Origin of the sequence: Ketobacter sp. MCCC 1A13808, assembly GCF_009746715.1 — a bacterium.
GTDB lineage: Bacteria > Pseudomonadota > Gammaproteobacteria > Pseudomonadales > Ketobacteraceae > Ketobacter.
In genome coordinates this window covers 53941-69117 of record NZ_VRKW01000009.1, presented here as the reverse complement: position 1 = coordinate 69117, position 15177 = coordinate 53941, and the positions used below count along the sequence as shown (strand labels likewise).

General features: G+C 51.5%; 16 protein-coding genes. 9 read left to right on the top strand and 7 right to left on the bottom strand.

Annotated elements, in window-relative coordinates:
- Positions 1-104: 104 nt before the first annotated feature.
- From FT643_RS16070 to FT643_RS16055, 4 genes are read left to right on the top strand one after another with little or no spacing between them, the layout of a single operon-like run.
- A complete protein-coding gene (locus FT643_RS16070; RefSeq protein WP_156872443.1) occupies positions 105-1142 on the top strand; it encodes a type IV pilus twitching motility protein PilT in 1038 nt (345 codons plus the stop codon).
- Between the two features lie 16 nt (positions 1143-1158).
- Entirely contained in the window at positions 1159-2295 is a 1137-nt protein-coding gene (locus FT643_RS16065) for a PilT/PilU family type 4a pilus ATPase (RefSeq protein WP_156872442.1), read from the top strand.
- Positions 2296-2319: 24 nt separating this feature from the next.
- Entirely contained in the window at positions 2320-3801 is a 1482-nt protein-coding gene (locus tag FT643_RS16060) for a methyl-accepting chemotaxis protein (RefSeq protein WP_156872441.1), read from the top strand.
- Entirely contained in the window at positions 3782-4366 is a 585-nt protein-coding gene (locus FT643_RS16055) for a DUF6436 domain-containing protein (protein WP_156872440.1), read from the top strand. The genes FT643_RS16060 and FT643_RS16055 overlap by 20 nt, the downstream gene beginning before the upstream one ends.
- Here FT643_RS16055 and FT643_RS16050 read toward each other — a convergent pair.
- From FT643_RS16050 to gshB, 7 genes are all read right to left on the bottom strand, one after another.
- Positions 4363-5679, bottom strand: a complete 1317-nt coding sequence (locus FT643_RS16050) for a dihydroorotase (RefSeq protein ID WP_156872439.1) — start codon at positions 5677-5679, stop codon at positions 4363-4365. The genes FT643_RS16055 and FT643_RS16050 overlap by 4 nt on opposite strands.
- Positions 5676-6701 (bottom strand): aspartate carbamoyltransferase catalytic subunit, encoded by a 1026-nt coding sequence (locus FT643_RS16045; RefSeq protein ID WP_156872438.1) that lies wholly within the window; start codon positions 6699-6701, stop codon positions 5676-5678. Before FT643_RS16045 ends, FT643_RS16050 begins: the two co-directional genes overlap by 4 nt.
- Positions 6698-7204 (bottom strand): bifunctional pyr operon transcriptional regulator/uracil phosphoribosyltransferase PyrR, encoded by a 507-nt coding sequence (gene pyrR / locus FT643_RS16040; protein WP_156872437.1) that lies wholly within the window; start codon positions 7202-7204, stop codon positions 6698-6700. Before pyrR ends, FT643_RS16045 begins: the two co-directional genes overlap by 4 nt.
- Before the next feature lie 13 nt (positions 7205-7217).
- Positions 7218-7694, bottom strand: coding sequence for a Holliday junction resolvase RuvX (gene ruvX, locus FT643_RS16035; protein ID WP_156872436.1), 477 nt, complete (start codon positions 7692-7694; stop codon positions 7218-7220).
- A gap of 14 nt (positions 7695-7708) precedes the next feature.
- A complete protein-coding gene (locus tag FT643_RS16030; protein WP_156872435.1) occupies positions 7709-8281 on the bottom strand; it encodes a YqgE/AlgH family protein in 573 nt (190 codons plus the stop codon).
- An 89-nt stretch (positions 8282-8370) separates the two neighbouring features.
- On the bottom strand, positions 8371-9258 hold the full coding sequence (locus FT643_RS16025) for an energy transducer TonB (protein ID WP_156872434.1): 888 nt from the start codon (positions 9256-9258) through the stop codon (positions 8371-8373).
- An 11-nt stretch (positions 9259-9269) separates the two neighbouring features.
- On the bottom strand, positions 9270-10226 hold the full coding sequence (gshB, locus tag FT643_RS16020; protein WP_156872433.1) for a glutathione synthase: 957 nt from the start codon (positions 10224-10226) through the stop codon (positions 9270-9272).
- 288 nt (positions 10227-10514) lie between these two features.
- Between gshB and pilG the strand changes: the two genes are divergently transcribed.
- The 5 genes from pilG (at position 10515) to FT643_RS15995 (ending at position 15169) form a co-directional block, all read left to right on the top strand.
- Entirely contained in the window at positions 10515-10901 is a 387-nt protein-coding gene (pilG, locus tag FT643_RS16015; protein WP_156872432.1) for a twitching motility response regulator PilG, read from the top strand.
- 39 nt (positions 10902-10940) lie between these two features.
- Positions 10941-11309: a twitching motility response regulator PilH gene (pilH, locus tag FT643_RS16010; protein ID WP_156872431.1), complete on the top strand. Its 369-nt coding sequence runs from the start codon at positions 10941-10943 to the stop codon at positions 11307-11309.
- 8 nt (positions 11310-11317) lie between these two features.
- Positions 11318-11857, top strand: a complete 540-nt coding sequence (locus FT643_RS16005; protein WP_156872430.1) for a chemotaxis protein CheW — start codon at positions 11318-11320, stop codon at positions 11855-11857.
- A gap of 307 nt (positions 11858-12164) precedes the next feature.
- Positions 12165-14231 (top strand): methyl-accepting chemotaxis protein, encoded by a 2067-nt coding sequence (locus tag FT643_RS16000; protein ID WP_156872429.1) that lies wholly within the window; start codon positions 12165-12167, stop codon positions 14229-14231.
- A 68-nt stretch (positions 14232-14299) separates the two neighbouring features.
- On the top strand, positions 14300-15169 hold the full coding sequence (locus FT643_RS15995; protein WP_156872428.1) for a CheR family methyltransferase: 870 nt from the start codon (positions 14300-14302) through the stop codon (positions 15167-15169).
- The last annotated feature ends 8 nt before the right edge of the window (positions 15170-15177 follow it).

Genomic DNA, 15177 nt, shown 5'->3' with positions numbered 1-15177 from the left:
ATTTAATCACAAAACTCGTTTAGGTGCGGGTGCTAAAAACGACGCGCGCAGAATGTCTGCTAATCTTGTTGGTAGAGAGTCAACAGTTCACTTAAAGGTACCCCATGGACATTACGGAATTGCTCGCCTTTGGCGTGAAAAACGGCGCGTCGGATTTGCACCTGTCTGCAGGTTTGCCACCGATGATTCGGGTGGACGGCGACGTGCGCCGCATTAATCTGCCCGCGATGGATCATAAAGAGGTACATGGCCTCATTTATGACATCATGAATGATAAGCAACGCAAAGATTTTGAAGAGTTTCTGGAAACGGATTTTTCCTTCGAAGTGCCCGGTGTGGCGCGTTTCCGGGTCAACGCGTTTAACCAGAACCGGGGCGCCGGTGCGGTGTTCCGGACCATCCCGTCGAAAGTGTTATCGATGGAAGACCTGGGGCAAGGTCAGGTATTTAAGAACATTTGTGAGTTTCCTCGCGGATTGGTGCTGGTGACAGGGCCGACCGGTTCCGGTAAATCCACCACTCTGGCGGCGATGCTTGATTACATTAACGAGACTAGATACGAGCACATTCTAACCATTGAAGACCCGATCGAGTTTGTTCACGAATCGAAAAAATGTCTGCTTAACCAACGCGAAGTGCACCGGGATACTCTGGGGTTCGCGGAAGCGTTGCGGTCAGCATTGCGGGAAGACCCGGATATCATTCTGGTGGGTGAAATGCGGGATTTGGAAACCATTCGTTTGGCGTTAACCGCGGCGGAAACCGGCCACCTCGTTTTCGGGACATTGCATACCACGTCAGCGGCAAAAACCATTGACCGGGTTGTGGATGTTTTCCCGGCGGCGGAAAAAGCCATGGTGCGATCGATGTTGTCGGAATCGCTGCAAGCCGTTATTTCGCAGACCTTGCTGAAGAAAACCGGTGGAGGGCGAGTCGCGGCGCACGAAATTATGATCGGCACACCGGCGATCCGGAACCTTATCCGTGAAGACAAAATCGCACAGATGTATTCCGCGATCCAAACCGGCGCATCCCTGGGTATGCAAACCCTGGATCAATGTTTGGGTGACCTGGTGCGTAAAGGGCACGTGAGTATGGAGCTTGCACGAGAGAAAGCGAAGAATCCGGATGGCTTAAAATAACACGTTGGGATAAACCATGGATTTTGAAAACCTATTGAAGCTGATGGTGGAAAAGGGCGGCTCGGATTTATTTATTACGGCGGGTGTTCCGCCTTCAATGAAGGTACACGGCAAAGTCGTACCTGTGACCAAAACCGCGTTGAGCCCGGAGAAAACCCGCGAGACGGTGCTGGGTGTAATGAGTGAAGCCCAGCGTAAAGAATTTATTGAGACCCACGAATGTAATTTCGCGATTTCCGCGCGGGGCATCGGGCGCTTCCGGGTCAGCGCATTTTACCAGCGCAATCTGGTGGGCATGGTATTGCGGCGTATCGAGACTCGTATTCCGACAATCGACGAGCTCAGTCTGCCTTCAACATTGAAAGACCTGGCCATGACGAAGCGCGGCATTGTTATCTTTGTCGGCGCAACCGGCACCGGTAAGTCGACATCATTGGCGTCAATGATCGGTCATCGCAACAGCAATTCGAAAGGTCATATCATCAGTATCGAAGACCCGATCGAATATATTCATCAGCACAAAGGCTGTATCGTCACCCAGCGTGAAGTCGGCCTGGATACCGCCAGTTTTGATGTTGCGTTGAAAAATACGCTACGCCAGGCACCGGACGTGATTATGATCGGCGAGATTCGAACCCGAGAAACAATGGAATATGCGGTGGCGTTCTCGGAAACCGGCCATTTGGTATTGGCTACGCTGCACGCCAACAATGCGAACCAGGCACTCGACCGCATTATTCACTTTTTCCCGGCTGATCGTCACAGCCAGTTGTGGATGGATTTGTCACTCAATCTGCGCGCCATGGTGGCACAGCAATTAATTCCGTCGCCGGATGGCAAAAGCCGTCGTGCGGTCATTGAAGTATTACTGAATACCCCACTAATGGCAGACCATATCCGCAAAGGGGAAGTGCATTTGCTGAAACCGTTAATGGCTAAATCCCGCGAGCTGGGGATGCAGACGTTCGACCAGGCGCTTTATGATTTATACAGCTCGGGTGAAATCACCTATGAAGATGCCCTGGCTCATGCCGATTCACCAAATGATTTGCGGTTAATGATCAAACTCGGTTCTGAATCTGCAGATTCGCTGGATTCGGCCACAAAAGGGCTCAGCCTGCAAGACGATGATGGATTGAAGAAAGGCTGGTAAGTCGGTTTTTACAGAGGAAGTATTATGGAAGCGGACGCTCGTAATGATCGTTTTATGTTGGTTGTGCTGGGGCTGAGTTTTTTTGTCAGTCTGGCACTGGCTGGTTGGTATGACACCTGGATTGAAGCGCTGGTCATCGGTGCGTTGAGCTTGGGGGGTGCGGTCGGTCTTTATCGTATGGCGCCGGGCAGTTTGCTGTCACGCATGGCTATATCAATCGCTCTGGTAATCTTTGTTATCTTACAAATTCACCAGGCGCGCGGTCTGATCGAATTGCACTTTGGTGTATTTGTAGGCTTGGCGTTGCTCTTCACCTATCGTGATTGGCGCCCTTTAGTGTTGGCCGCTGCCCTGGTTGCCATACACCATGTCAGCTTCTTTGCGCTTCAGCAAAATGACGCGGGGGTTTGGGTGTTTGATAATACTCGTATGGGTTGGAATACGGTTTTCATTCATGCCGTTTATGTGGTGGCGGAAACCGGCGCATTAATTTGGTTGGCGCGTCTCAGTCAAGAGGAAGCACGCATCAGCCACGAAATTATTCAGGCATCCGAACTCGTACAGCGGGCCGACAATACCATGGATTTAACGGTGCGCTGTGCCGCGGAAGGCAGCCCTGTTTTGCTTAAATTTAATGCCATGATGGAGCGTTTAGAACAAGTCTTGATGGGCACCAAAATGGTGATGCAGGAGTTGGTTGATGTAATTGCTGTTTCGAAAGCGGCCAACCAAAGTCTGGACGGGTTGGCCCGTAATGAACTGCAGCGTAGCGAGCAGATCGCGGTAGCAATGAACGAACTAGCTCAATCCGTGGAGTCGTTATCGGAAGCATCCCAGCGAACCGCTGGCAGCACTGAGAAGGTGCTCGATAATAATAGTGTGTGTTTGGAGCGGGTGAACGGTACGCGAAATTCAGTACGCGGCTTATCACAATCGTTGGGTGGTGCGGGCAAAAAGATCGCCGCTTTGGCAGAAAACTGTAAGTCCATCAGCGCGGTGGTGGATGTGATTCAGGGGGTTGCCGAGCAAACCAATTTACTGGCGTTGAATGCGGCCATCGAAGCTGCCCGGGCAGGAGAGCAGGGGAGGGGGTTTGCGGTGGTTGCGGATGAGGTGCGGGCATTAGCCTCCAGAACATCCGACTCCACGAAGGAAATTAACAAGTTGATCACCAATGTCCAGACCGGTAGCCAGAACGCGGTGGAGGCGATGGAGGATTGCCAGAATCAAGTATTGGAAACAGAACGTCACAGTGATGAAATTGTAGAATTGCTGACGACGATGAGTAACGAGCTGCAGAATTCCTGTCTGATGATCCAGCAAATTGCGGCCGCTGTAGACGAGCAGACAAGCGTGAGCCATGAAGTCTCGGCTAATGCGAGCGGTATCCAGCAATCATCTGGCGATATGTCCCACAATGCGGGCAATGGCTTGCAGGCCATCGTAGGAGCAGAAAAACTGGTCGCTGATGTGGCCGACAAATTGAATGCATTCCGGGTCAGCTAAGCCGATTGCTTTTTTTGCTGCCTGGGTGGTGTTGGTCGCGATTGCCTACGGGTATTTCTTTTTAATGCCACAGCAATGGTTCGATAGCAGTCTGCAGCAACCGCCGGTTTTGTCGGGACAAGATCAGCAGGAAGGCTTGCGACAGCTCTTACAAAAACAGTTTCCTCAACTGACCCAGGGTAAACCCTGGTTTGTCAGAATGAAGCAATCCGGTTGCCAGTGCGAACGATTTGTTGAGCGTTATCACCGCAGTTTTAGTGAGCTTTCCAAAGCAGATGCACTGCAGGTTGCGACGCTGGAACTTTCCGGCGATGAATTAAACGCAGAACAAAAAAATCTATTGCAAAAACTGGTTCCTGCCACACCCGCTGTGGTTCTTTTTGATAGTGCAGGCGCATTGTCCTATTTCGGACCTTACCACCAGGACGGTGTCTGCAACTCAGAGAACAGTTTTCTGGAGCCGGTGCTGGATGCGATCAAGCAAGGGCGCCGATTGTCCGTTCTTAATACCCTGGTGTACGGGTGCTTTTGTTCCACTCAGACCACGACGACGGCGAACGGCTAGTCCGATCCGCAGTCGCGAAAGCTAATAGCGCCGTCCTTGACTGTTAATTTAACGCGCCCGTTCAGGGTGCTGCCGAGGAAAGGCGAGTTCTTACCCTGGGATACGATGCTGTGTGGCGTCAGGGTCCATTGTTCCTCCGGGTCAAACACGCAAATATTGGCGTTGCTGCCAATGCTCAAATGTCCTGTATCCACGCCGATCAGCCGCGCCGGATTCATGGAAATCCGCTGTACCCATTCCGATTCAGTCAGAATGCCGTTTTTTACCAATTTATAGCTAAGCGGTAGGAAGCTTGAAAACCCCGAGATGCCCGTGGCAGTGGTAGGAAAGGGTTCCAGTTTGGCAGCGGCTTCGTGGGGTTGGTGATCGGAGCACAATACAGAAATGACACCGGCTTTGACGCCGTCGATTAAACCCTGGCGGTCGGCTTTGCTGCGTAGTGGCGGGTTGACATGGTACTGGCTGTTAAAGCCATTGATCATTTCATCGTAAAGGTAGAGTTGGTGCAGCGCCACGTCGGCGGTCACCGGTAGTCCTTTGCTTTGTGCTGCAGCAATCAGGTCAACGCTTCGTGCACAGGAAATTTGTCCGAAATGGGCCGTGACACCGGTGTGTTCCACCAACAGTAAATCCCGGCAAAGGGCGATGGTTTCGGCGCATTCGGGAATCGTCGGCAGGCCTAATCGTGTTGCCGTAGCACTGGAATGCACGCCGCCGGATGGGCTAATGGATTGATCTTCACTTTGGAAAAAAACAATCAGATCAAAAGTGCTGGCGTATTCCAGGCAACGCAACAACACCTGTGTATCCTTCACTGGATAGCGCAATTGTGAAACACCGATACAACCGGCTTCGCGCAGGGAATGCATTTCGGAAAGTTGCTGGCCTTCCAGCCCTTTCGTCAGCGCCCCGATGGGCAGCACGTTGGTATAACCGGATTGGTGGGCGCGTTCCTGTATCAGCGAAGCAACGGCACGGGTATCAATGGCCGGATTCGTATCCGGAGGGCAGCATAAATGCGTGATGCCGGCTGCCGCCGCCGCGAGGGTTTCGCTATAGATGGAACCTTTCTGGCTTTGTCCCGGCTCCCGAATCCGGGCACATAAGTCCACTGCTCCCGGGATCACCAGTTGGCCTCGTGCGTCCAGTTCAAGATCGGCTTTGAAACCCTGCGGTGCGCTATCGATACCTGCTATAACCCCATCCGCAATATAAATATCCGCCACTTTATCCAATATCTGATGCGGATCTATTACCCGGCCGCCTTTGATAACAATGCGTTGTTTGAAGTGGGGGTGGGCAGACTCCGTCATTGGTTCTCTTCTCGGTTTGGATCTTGGGACTGGTTCGCTAAATTATAAGCTTCGGTCTGACCGCTCATGGCCATAGACAGCACTGCCATTCTAACGGCAATACCGTAGTTGACCTGTTGTAGTATGACGGAGCGCGGACTGTCGGCTACCGCCGATTCAATCTCGACGCCGCGATTAATCGGGCCCGGATGCATAACAATCGCATCGGGTCTGGCAAAGGCCAGTTTTTCCTGAGTCAAACCGTATAAACGGTAGAATTCTGATTCACTGGGCAGCAGTGCAGACTGCATGCGTTCCTTTTGCAGGCGCAGCATAATAACCACATCCACATCTTTCAGGCCTTTGGCCATATCGTAGTAAATCTTAGCGCCCATGTTTTCAAAGTCAGCGGGGATCAGGGTTTTTGGTCCAATCACCCGGACTTCGCCTACGTTTAGTCCACGCAGGGCATGAATTTGTGAACGGGCCACCCGCGAGTGCAGTACATCGCCAACAATAGCCACGTTAAGCTGGCTAAAGTCGCCTTTGTGGCGGCGGATGGTGTACATATCGAGCATCGCTTGGGTGGGATGCGCATGGCGCCCGTCACCGGCATTAATCACGGCAACATTCGGGCAGACAAATTCCGCGATAAAGTGAGGCGCGCCACTGGCCTGATGCCGTACCACAAACATGTCGCTGTCCATGGCTTCGAGATTCCACAACATATCCATCAGGGATTCCCCTTTGGAGGTGGCAGAGGTGCTTATATCGATATTGAGAACGTCCGCTGAAAGGCGCTTGGCTGCCAGTTCAAAGGTGGTGCGGGTACGGGTGCTGGCTTCAAAGAATAGGTTCACCACGGTTTTGCCGCGCAGCAAAGGCACTTTTTTTACAGCCTGTTTGCCGACACTGACAAAGGATTCCGCTGTGTCCAGAATTTCGGTAAGCAGTTCGGTGCTCAAACCTTCAGTCGTGAGAAAATGTTGCAATTGACCTTGTTGGTTCAGCTGCAATTTATGGGGTGGTGTATTTACATTCATGCTTTGGGTTCGAGTAACGTTAACGTCAGGGGCTCGGGGCCGCCCAATTTTATCCTTTGTTCGGGTGCTAAATCCATGCTTATTCCCACAACATCCGGCTGAAAAGGCAATTCGCGGCGCGGCAAATCCACCAGGGTAACCAATGACACGGCGGCAGGGCGCCCGTAATCGAACAGTTCGTTGAGCGCCGCACGAATTGTACGCCCGCTCATAATGACGTCGTCCACCAGTATTATATGCTGGTCTTCGACATGAAAGGGCAGGTTGGAAGGTTTCACCTGGGGGTGCAGGCCTTTGCCCTGAAAATCATCCCGATAGAACGAGATGTCCATGAGGCCCAGGGGTTGCTGCAAATCGAGTGCTTTGTGTAAATACTCCGCCAGCCAGGCGCCACCGGTATGGATGCCGATCATGGCAGGCTGTTCCGCTAGGCGGCTGATGATTTTATCTTGAATGTCCTGCGCCATCTTATTCAGCAGGGGCGCCACTTCGGGTATGTTCATTGGCTTCACTTCCTTAATGCGAACGGTTAGCGAGCGTAGGCCAGCGTTCTGCAAACCAGGATTGCAGGATCAGGCTGGCGGCCACGCTGTCAACCAAGGCGGTTTTACTGCTGCGGCCAGCGCTGCGTTTATGGTGAATCTGGCTTTTCTCTCGGGCTTCGAAAGAGGTCAGGCGTTCGTCCATTTCATGCCAGGGTTTGCCGAAACGGCCATGTAATCGTTGTCCGAACTTGCGCGCACGCAGGGTCAGGTCAAATTCACTGCCGTCCATATTCACCGGTACGCCCACGACGAATATCTGCGGCTGCCATTCATCAATCAGGCTGGCCACCTGGTTCCAGTCCGGCTGACCCTCGCGAGCGCTTAGCTCGGTGAGGGGCGTGGCGGTTTGGGTCAGGCTTTGACCCACGGCCACGCCGATTTTTTGGGTGCCGAAATCAAACGCCAGAACGGTGATGGTTACAGGTGGACTGTGATCGGCTGCAGTCATGATCAGAGGATGACTTATGCGTGGCCGATCTGGTTGGTCATTAAGGCCAGATCGACCCCTAATAACTTTGCCGCAGCCTGCCAGCGTTGTTCGCAGGGGGTGGAAAATATAATGTCAGGGTCGGCCTTGACGCTCAACCAGGCGTTCTGCGCCATTTCTTCGTCCAGTTGTCCTGCGCTCCAGCCTGCGTAGCCCAGTGCAATCAGGTTTTCCCGGGGGCCCTGATTATTGGCGATCGCTTGCAGAATATCTTTCGAGCTGGTCAGGCAGATATCGCCTTGCAGTCGCTGACTGCTCTCCCATTGATCGGCTTCAAAGCGATGCAGGACAAACCCGCGTTCCATTTGGACCGGGCCGCCGCACATCACCGGTACATCGTCATAGCTTTGATCGTATTCATCAATTTTCAGATGGGACAGGATATCGCCCACCATTAGATCCATTGGCCGGTTCACTACGATACCCATCGCGCCCTCATCATTATGTTCACAAATATAAGTGATGGAATGCGCGAAGTTAGGGTCGCTCATGGTCGGCATGGCGATCAGAAAGTGGTTTTTAAAACAGGTAGGGCGTAGGTCAGTCATGGTTAAAGTATTGAGCCTTAGACGATGGGGTTCAAGTGATTTTTGGAATGCTTGCCTCAACCCGGTCGATGCCCCCTATTTGCGCAGTCTTAATAGGACGATAGATAGTCTCCTTTTTCGAAGCGCCAGGTACGGATTATCTCCAATATGTCTGTATCTTGCTTGATTTCCGGCGGAAAAGCGGAGAACGGGGAAGCCAGCTTCACAATTTGCATGGCCGCCTGATCCAGCATGCGATGACCGGAACTTTTGAGAATTTTCATCTCTCTCAGGCTGCCGTCCGAATTAATGGAGACTAATAGTCGTAATTGTCCGTAGAGTTTTCGTTTGCGCGCTTCAGAGGGGTAATTCATGTTACCAATACGCTCGATCTTAAGGCGCCATGCATCCAGGTAGGCGGCATCGCGGGCCTCTACTGCGCTGGCCGACGTCAGTACACGCTTTTTTGGGCGCTTGGCGTAAGCCTGACGTTTCTCTTCGAGTGCAGCTTCGTAACTGGCCATTTCGATCTGTCGATTTAGGTTGGCCAGCATCTCTTCTTTCGAAACGGTGACTTTCTTATCTTCTTCGCTGGTGGACGTGTCGATCGTTTTCTGATCGCTCTGTCCGGTCGTGCTAAGTTGCGTTTCCGTTTTCGGTTTCACTTCTTTTTGGGTGGCTTGCTGAGGAATCGGCTTGATTTTGCGAATCACCGCGTCATCAAAATCCGCCAGCTGATCGGTTGTGGGCTTGAGTTTTTCTTCCTCCGTGCCGCTGCCTTCCTGATTGGCCTGGGCAATAAAATCAGCGTCTTCCGGAGCTTCGGAGGCTTTGTGTTTAGCCAGAATAACCTCCAGGGACGCCGGCGCATGACGGGGTTCGGGAAAACCGAAGCCGACACCCAGCAACACCACCAGGTGCAATGTGAGCGCCAGAAACAGCGTAAAGGTAAACCGGTCTGTTGCGGTAATCGAAGGACGTTCGGCGACTGCAGCCATAAGCTTTCTATTTAATTTCTTTCTTTTAATTTAAGTTCAACGGCATCTAATAATAGACCGGCGATGTTGATCCCTGCTCCCGCATCAATCTCGCGGATACAAGTGGGGCTGGTAACATTAATTTCAGTAAGGTAATCACCAATGACATCCAGACCGACGAAGATTAACCCTTTTTCTATCAGTGTGTCGCGCACCTGCGCGCAAATCCGGTGATCGTTTTCAGATAAAGGTTGTACCACGCCGGAGCCACCTGCTGCCAGATTGCCACGCACTTCGCCTTGTGCAGGGATGCGTGCAAGGCAATGGGAAACCGGTGTGCCATTAATAACCAGGATGCGTTTATCCCCTTTGCTGATTTCGGGGATGTAGCGTTGAGCCATGGCCGGAGTGCGGCCGTGATGAGTGAGGGTTTCGATAATGACGCTCAAATTGCCGTCCTGGTTACCGGTGCGAAATATGGATGCGCCGCCCATGCCGTCCAGGGGTTTAAGAATAATATCCTGATGCTCGCTGGCAAAAGCCCGCAATTTGAATTTGTCTGCGCTCACCAAAGTGGGGGTGCATAGGTCAGGAAAGCGGGTCGCAAATACCTTTTCATTGCAGTCTCGCAGGCTTTGTGGATGGTTCACGATCAGTACGCCGTCGGCACGGGCTTGATCCAGTACGTAAGTGGTGTAAATGAAGTTCATATCGAACGGCGGGTCTTTCCGCATCAGGATCGTGTCCAGTTCGCAAAGGGCAGCGTCGTCACTTTCTGCAAACTCATACCAGTGGTTCGGGTCTTTTTTAGGGTGTAGACGGGTCATTTTGGCCCGCGCTTGTCCTTGTTCGATGTACAAATCTGTCTGTAACATGTAAAAAATTTGCCAATTACGCGAATCTGCCTCCCACAACATGGCGAGAGTGCTATCCTTTTTGTAAGTGACAGATTGGATGGGGTCCATCACCACCCCGATTTTGATAGCCATGTTAAATTTGATCCATTTTCTGTTTGGGGTTTTGAGCCGAAAACTGCATATAGATTACACCGGAACTGTCTATCTGGTTATAAATATCGTTATTTAAATAATGGTTATAAAAAACGCTTAAACCACAGTAGTTTATAGATTGAATATAGAAACTGTGATAAAAATCATGCTGCGTCGCACTTAGGGTGGATTTTATCGCAGTTTGAGTTTGCGAACTGCCTATAACGATATTATAACTATAATAAGATTGCTGACTTATCGCTGTTTTAAAATACAAAGGCAATGTCGATGGAAGATAATTTTGAGAACCTGAAAGTGATGGTAATTGACGATAGCAAAACCATTCGTCGAACCGCGGAAACATTGTTAAAAAAAGCCGGATGCACCGTAATTACTGCCACTGATGGCTTCGACGCATTGTCAAAAATTGCTGATTCACAGCCTAGCATTATCTTCGTTGATATTATGATGCCGCGCCTGGATGGCTATCAGACTTGTGCGTTGATAAAGAATAACAGTGCATTCAAATCGACTCCTGTAATTATGTTGTCCAGTAAAGATGGCCTGTTCGATAAGGCTAAAGGGCGCATAGTGGGGTCTGATCAGTACCTGACCAAACCATTCAGCAAAGAAGAATTACTTGGGGCCATCCGCGAGCACGTTGCGGCTGCCTGAAAAGCGGACCCCCCTTAAATGTTTGACCACGGAGGAGCTATGCCTCGCGTTTTAATCGTTGATGATTCACCGACCGAGACCTACAAATTTAAAGAAACCCTGGAAAAGCACGGGTTTGAAATAATTACTGCTGATAACGGGGCCGACGGTGTGGCGGTTGCCCGTCAAGAGCAGCCGGATGTAGTGTTAATGGATGTCGTTATGCCGGGGCTGAACGGTTTTCAGGCAACCCGTCAATTGAGTAAGGGCGACGATACCAAGCACATTCCGGTGATTATCGTAACCACAAAAGATCAGGAAACCGATAAAGTTTGGGGGCGGCGCCAGGGTGCAACCGATTATCTGACCAAGCCCGTGGATGAAAAGGTATTGATCGATACTATCAACCGAGCAATGAGCGGAAGCTGACCCAAATTATGTCTGAGGTTTCAACAGCCTATCGAAAGCTCATTGAAATATCTGAGCGCAGCCGACAATTTGCCAAGGGCCTGCCTGAGCAACAGCAAGCGCGAGCGATCTGGAGCGGAGTCGGTTTTACCCTGAACCAACGTCGTTATGTGGCGCCCATGGATGAAGTCTCGGAAATTCTTACTGTACCTCGTTATACACAGGTGCCCGGCGTTAAAACCTGGGTCAAGGGAATTGCTAACGTCCGGGGCCGATTGATGCCGGTGATGGATTTGATGGCGTTCTTGGAAAACCCCTCGCAGTTACAGCTCAAGCGCCGCCGATTGCTGGCGTTGGAGCGCGGGGAATTGTATAGCGGGTTGGTTGTGGATGAAGTGCTCGGTATGCAGCACATAGCCCAGGATGAATATACCCAACAGGTACCGGCAGAGTACGCAGATACCCTGCCTTATCTGAAGGGGGGCTTTGAAACCGAAAAAGGTTTCTGGGCCTGGTTTAGTTTATATGAGCTGGCGCGTGATCCGCGTTTTCTCAATGTGGCCTCTTAATCCAGAGTTCAGTCTGTAGTCTGTTTTGGGGCCCACAATATTCACGTGATCCGAAATCGGGTTGCTGAATCGGGGTAGGAATTGCAGAAGTTTTACCTACACCAACCGTGAACAGAAATGTTCAATACTTAAACGATAAGGCATCTCTCAGAATTTGTTCTTTAATTAAGAATTGAAAGTTGAATCGAGTAGCGCCTTTTGGGATTGTTCACCTGCAGGGCATCGCTAAAAGCAGAGGTTTTTAAAATGTCCTATAACACGTGTTCAAAAAACAATAATTGTGCACAAAACGGCCAGGAGTCCGCCTATGTCGTCTAGCACTGGAAAGCTGGAAACGAGTAAATCCACGAATTTGGTACCAGTCTATATTGTCGGATTGGTTGTAGCCATCGTCCTCATGTTGATGAACTTTTACTATGTAGCCAACCATAGTGAGCAATCAGCGAAATACGTAACCAAAGCGACAGAGCTGCGGGTATTGTCCCAGCGGATCGCGAAGAACGCTCTGGAAGCCGCTGCCGGTAACGCCGATGCGTTCGCCTTCCTGGATCAGGCCCGGGTAGAATTCGGTCTGGAATGGGATGCGATTAAAAGCGGATCTCCGGATGAAGGGTTGAATGCCGACTCTATCTTCGTTTCTACCGCCTCGGTGGAAATGGGGGACGTAGAGAAAGTCTGGAAGCAGGTATCCGAAAGCTCCGATGTGATTCTGGAAGGTCGCCAGACGGTGATCAACCTGCACGATGTGGCCCGCGCGCTGAACGATAATATTCCCGTGTTGCAGGAAGAATATGACCTCGTTGTACAGACACTGGTGGACAGTAGAGCGCCGGCTGATCAGGTCGCAGTTGCGCAGCGTCAATCTTTGTTGGCAGAACGGATCGTGCGATCGGTTAACAAAGTATTGGAAGGCGGCGAAGACGCGGTTATGGCGGCTGACAGCTTCGGGCAGGATACGCAGCGTTTCGGCCGGGTATTACAGGGTATGCTGGAAGGGGACAAGTCACTGGGGGTTACCCGGGTACGTGACTCCGCGGCACAGGAATCCCTGAATGAAATTTCTGATTTGTTCGCCGGCGTCAACGAAAGCGTTGACGAAATTCTGGAAAGCTCGCCGGAATTATTCCAGGTGCGGGCTGCAGCCAACGGCATCTTTAAGGATTCCCAAACGCTGTTGACTGAAACCGGCGCTTTGGCGCGATCGTTTGAAGCAACGCCGATAGCCGGCTTCTGGTCTGCTATATTCGGTGCCATATTCGGCATAGCAACTTTATTCTTCCTGATCATGATCTTCGTTTCCTTTATGGCTCAATCCCGGGGCCGGTTGGCGGAGGAAGAGCAGCGTCGTGAAGAAAAAGAAATGCAGAACCAGCACAACCAGGAAGCGATCCTGCGATTGCTTGACGAGCTGGGCGATCTGGCCGATGGTGACTTAACCATACAAACGACGGTAACCGAGGATTTCACCGGTGCCATCGCTGACTCCATCAACTTCACCATTGACCAATTGCGCTCACTGGTATCCACCATCAACGAAACCGCGGTACAGGTATCGGCAGCAGCCCAGGAAACCCAGGCTACGGCGATGCATCTGGCGGAAGCGTCTGAGCACCAGGCCCAGGAAATTGCCGGGGCTTCGGCAGCAATCAACGAAATGGCGGTGTCCATCGACCAGGTGTCGGCGAACGCGGCTGAATCAGCGGCGGTTGCGGAGCGGTCGGTATCGATCGCCAACAAAGGTGCTGAAGTGGTACAAAACACCATCCACGGGATGGACACGATTCGTGAACAGATTCAGGAAACGTCCAAACGGATTAAACGTCTGGGTGAATCCTCGCAGGAGATCGGCGATATCGTATCGTTGATCAACGACATTGCCGACCAAACCAACATCCTGGCATTGAACGCTGCGATCCAGGCCTCTATGGCAGGTGAAGCAGGTCGAGGCTTTGCGGTGGTAGCGGATGAGGTTCAACGACTGGCAGAACGGGCATCGGCGGCAACCAAGCAGATTGAAGCACTGGTTAAAACCATCCAGACCGATACCAACGAAGCGGTAATTTCGATGGAACAAACCACCTCTGAGGTGGTACGGGGTGCTCGCCTGGCGCAAGACGCGGGTGTTGCACTGGAAGAGATCGAGAACGTATCCAGTAACCTGGCGGACTTGATCCAAAACATATCCAACGCAGCACGACAGCAAGCAGCCTCTGCGGGCCATATTTCCAATACGATGAATGTTATCCAGGAAATCACCTCGCAAACCTCTGCAGGTACCACCGCGACAGCGACGTCTATCGGAAACTTGGCGGAACTGGCGGTACAAATGCGGAATTCGGTTGCCGGCTTCAAGCTGCCTGAGACCGGAATGTAAAACACCTATGGATTTGGCCGGCCGTATTTGTCGGTCAAATCCGGTTTAGGGTGTCGAGGTCGGGAGCAATGTCAGTGCCAGCAGAACAGTGGAGCTTTTACGGGAAATCCGAACTCAACGACGAGCAATTTAACCGTTGGCGCGCGCTGCTTGAAGATCGCACCGGCATGCAGCTTTCCTTCGAACGTAAATCATTTCTCGAAACCAGTCTCAACATCCGTATGCGCGAAATTGGCTGCGCTGACTACGATATCTACTACGATAAATTAATGTCTGGCTTATCAGGGGAGGTCGAATGGGCAACCCTGGTGGACCGCTTAACCGTTCAGGAAACCAGTTTTTTCAGGCATCCGGGTTCTTATGAGTTAGTGGTGGATTATTGCCGCAAGCTCTATGAGGACGAAGGTCGTAAAGATATCGAGTTGTGGAGCGTAGGCTGTGCGACGGGAGAGGAAGCTTATTCCCTGGCGATGGTGTTGGATGAACTGGTGTCTGAGCAGAGCCGTAAATGTTACTACGGCATAACCGCAACCGACATCAGTTTACCGGCGCTGGCCAAAGCGCGGGACGGAGTTTACGCCGCACGCAGATTGGAGCGGTTGGACAAGCATTACGTCGATCAATATTTTGAAACAGCGGAGCCCGGCCGCAGTCGTGTCATCAAGCGATTGAAAGAACGGGTTTGTTTTGCGCGAATTAACGTACTGGATTTACGCGCCGCCCCCATGCAGAACGTGGATGTGGTGTTTTGTCAGAACTTACTGATTTATTTTCAGAGTTGGCGCAAAAAAGACATAGTGACACAGTTGGCTGACCGGTTAGTACCCGGTGGCATTATGGTGTTGGGTGTGGGCGAAGTGATTGATTGGAAACGCCCGGACTTGGAACGCATTCAGTTCAAAGACACCCTCGCGTATAGAAAACGCAACCAACTATAACCAGAGCC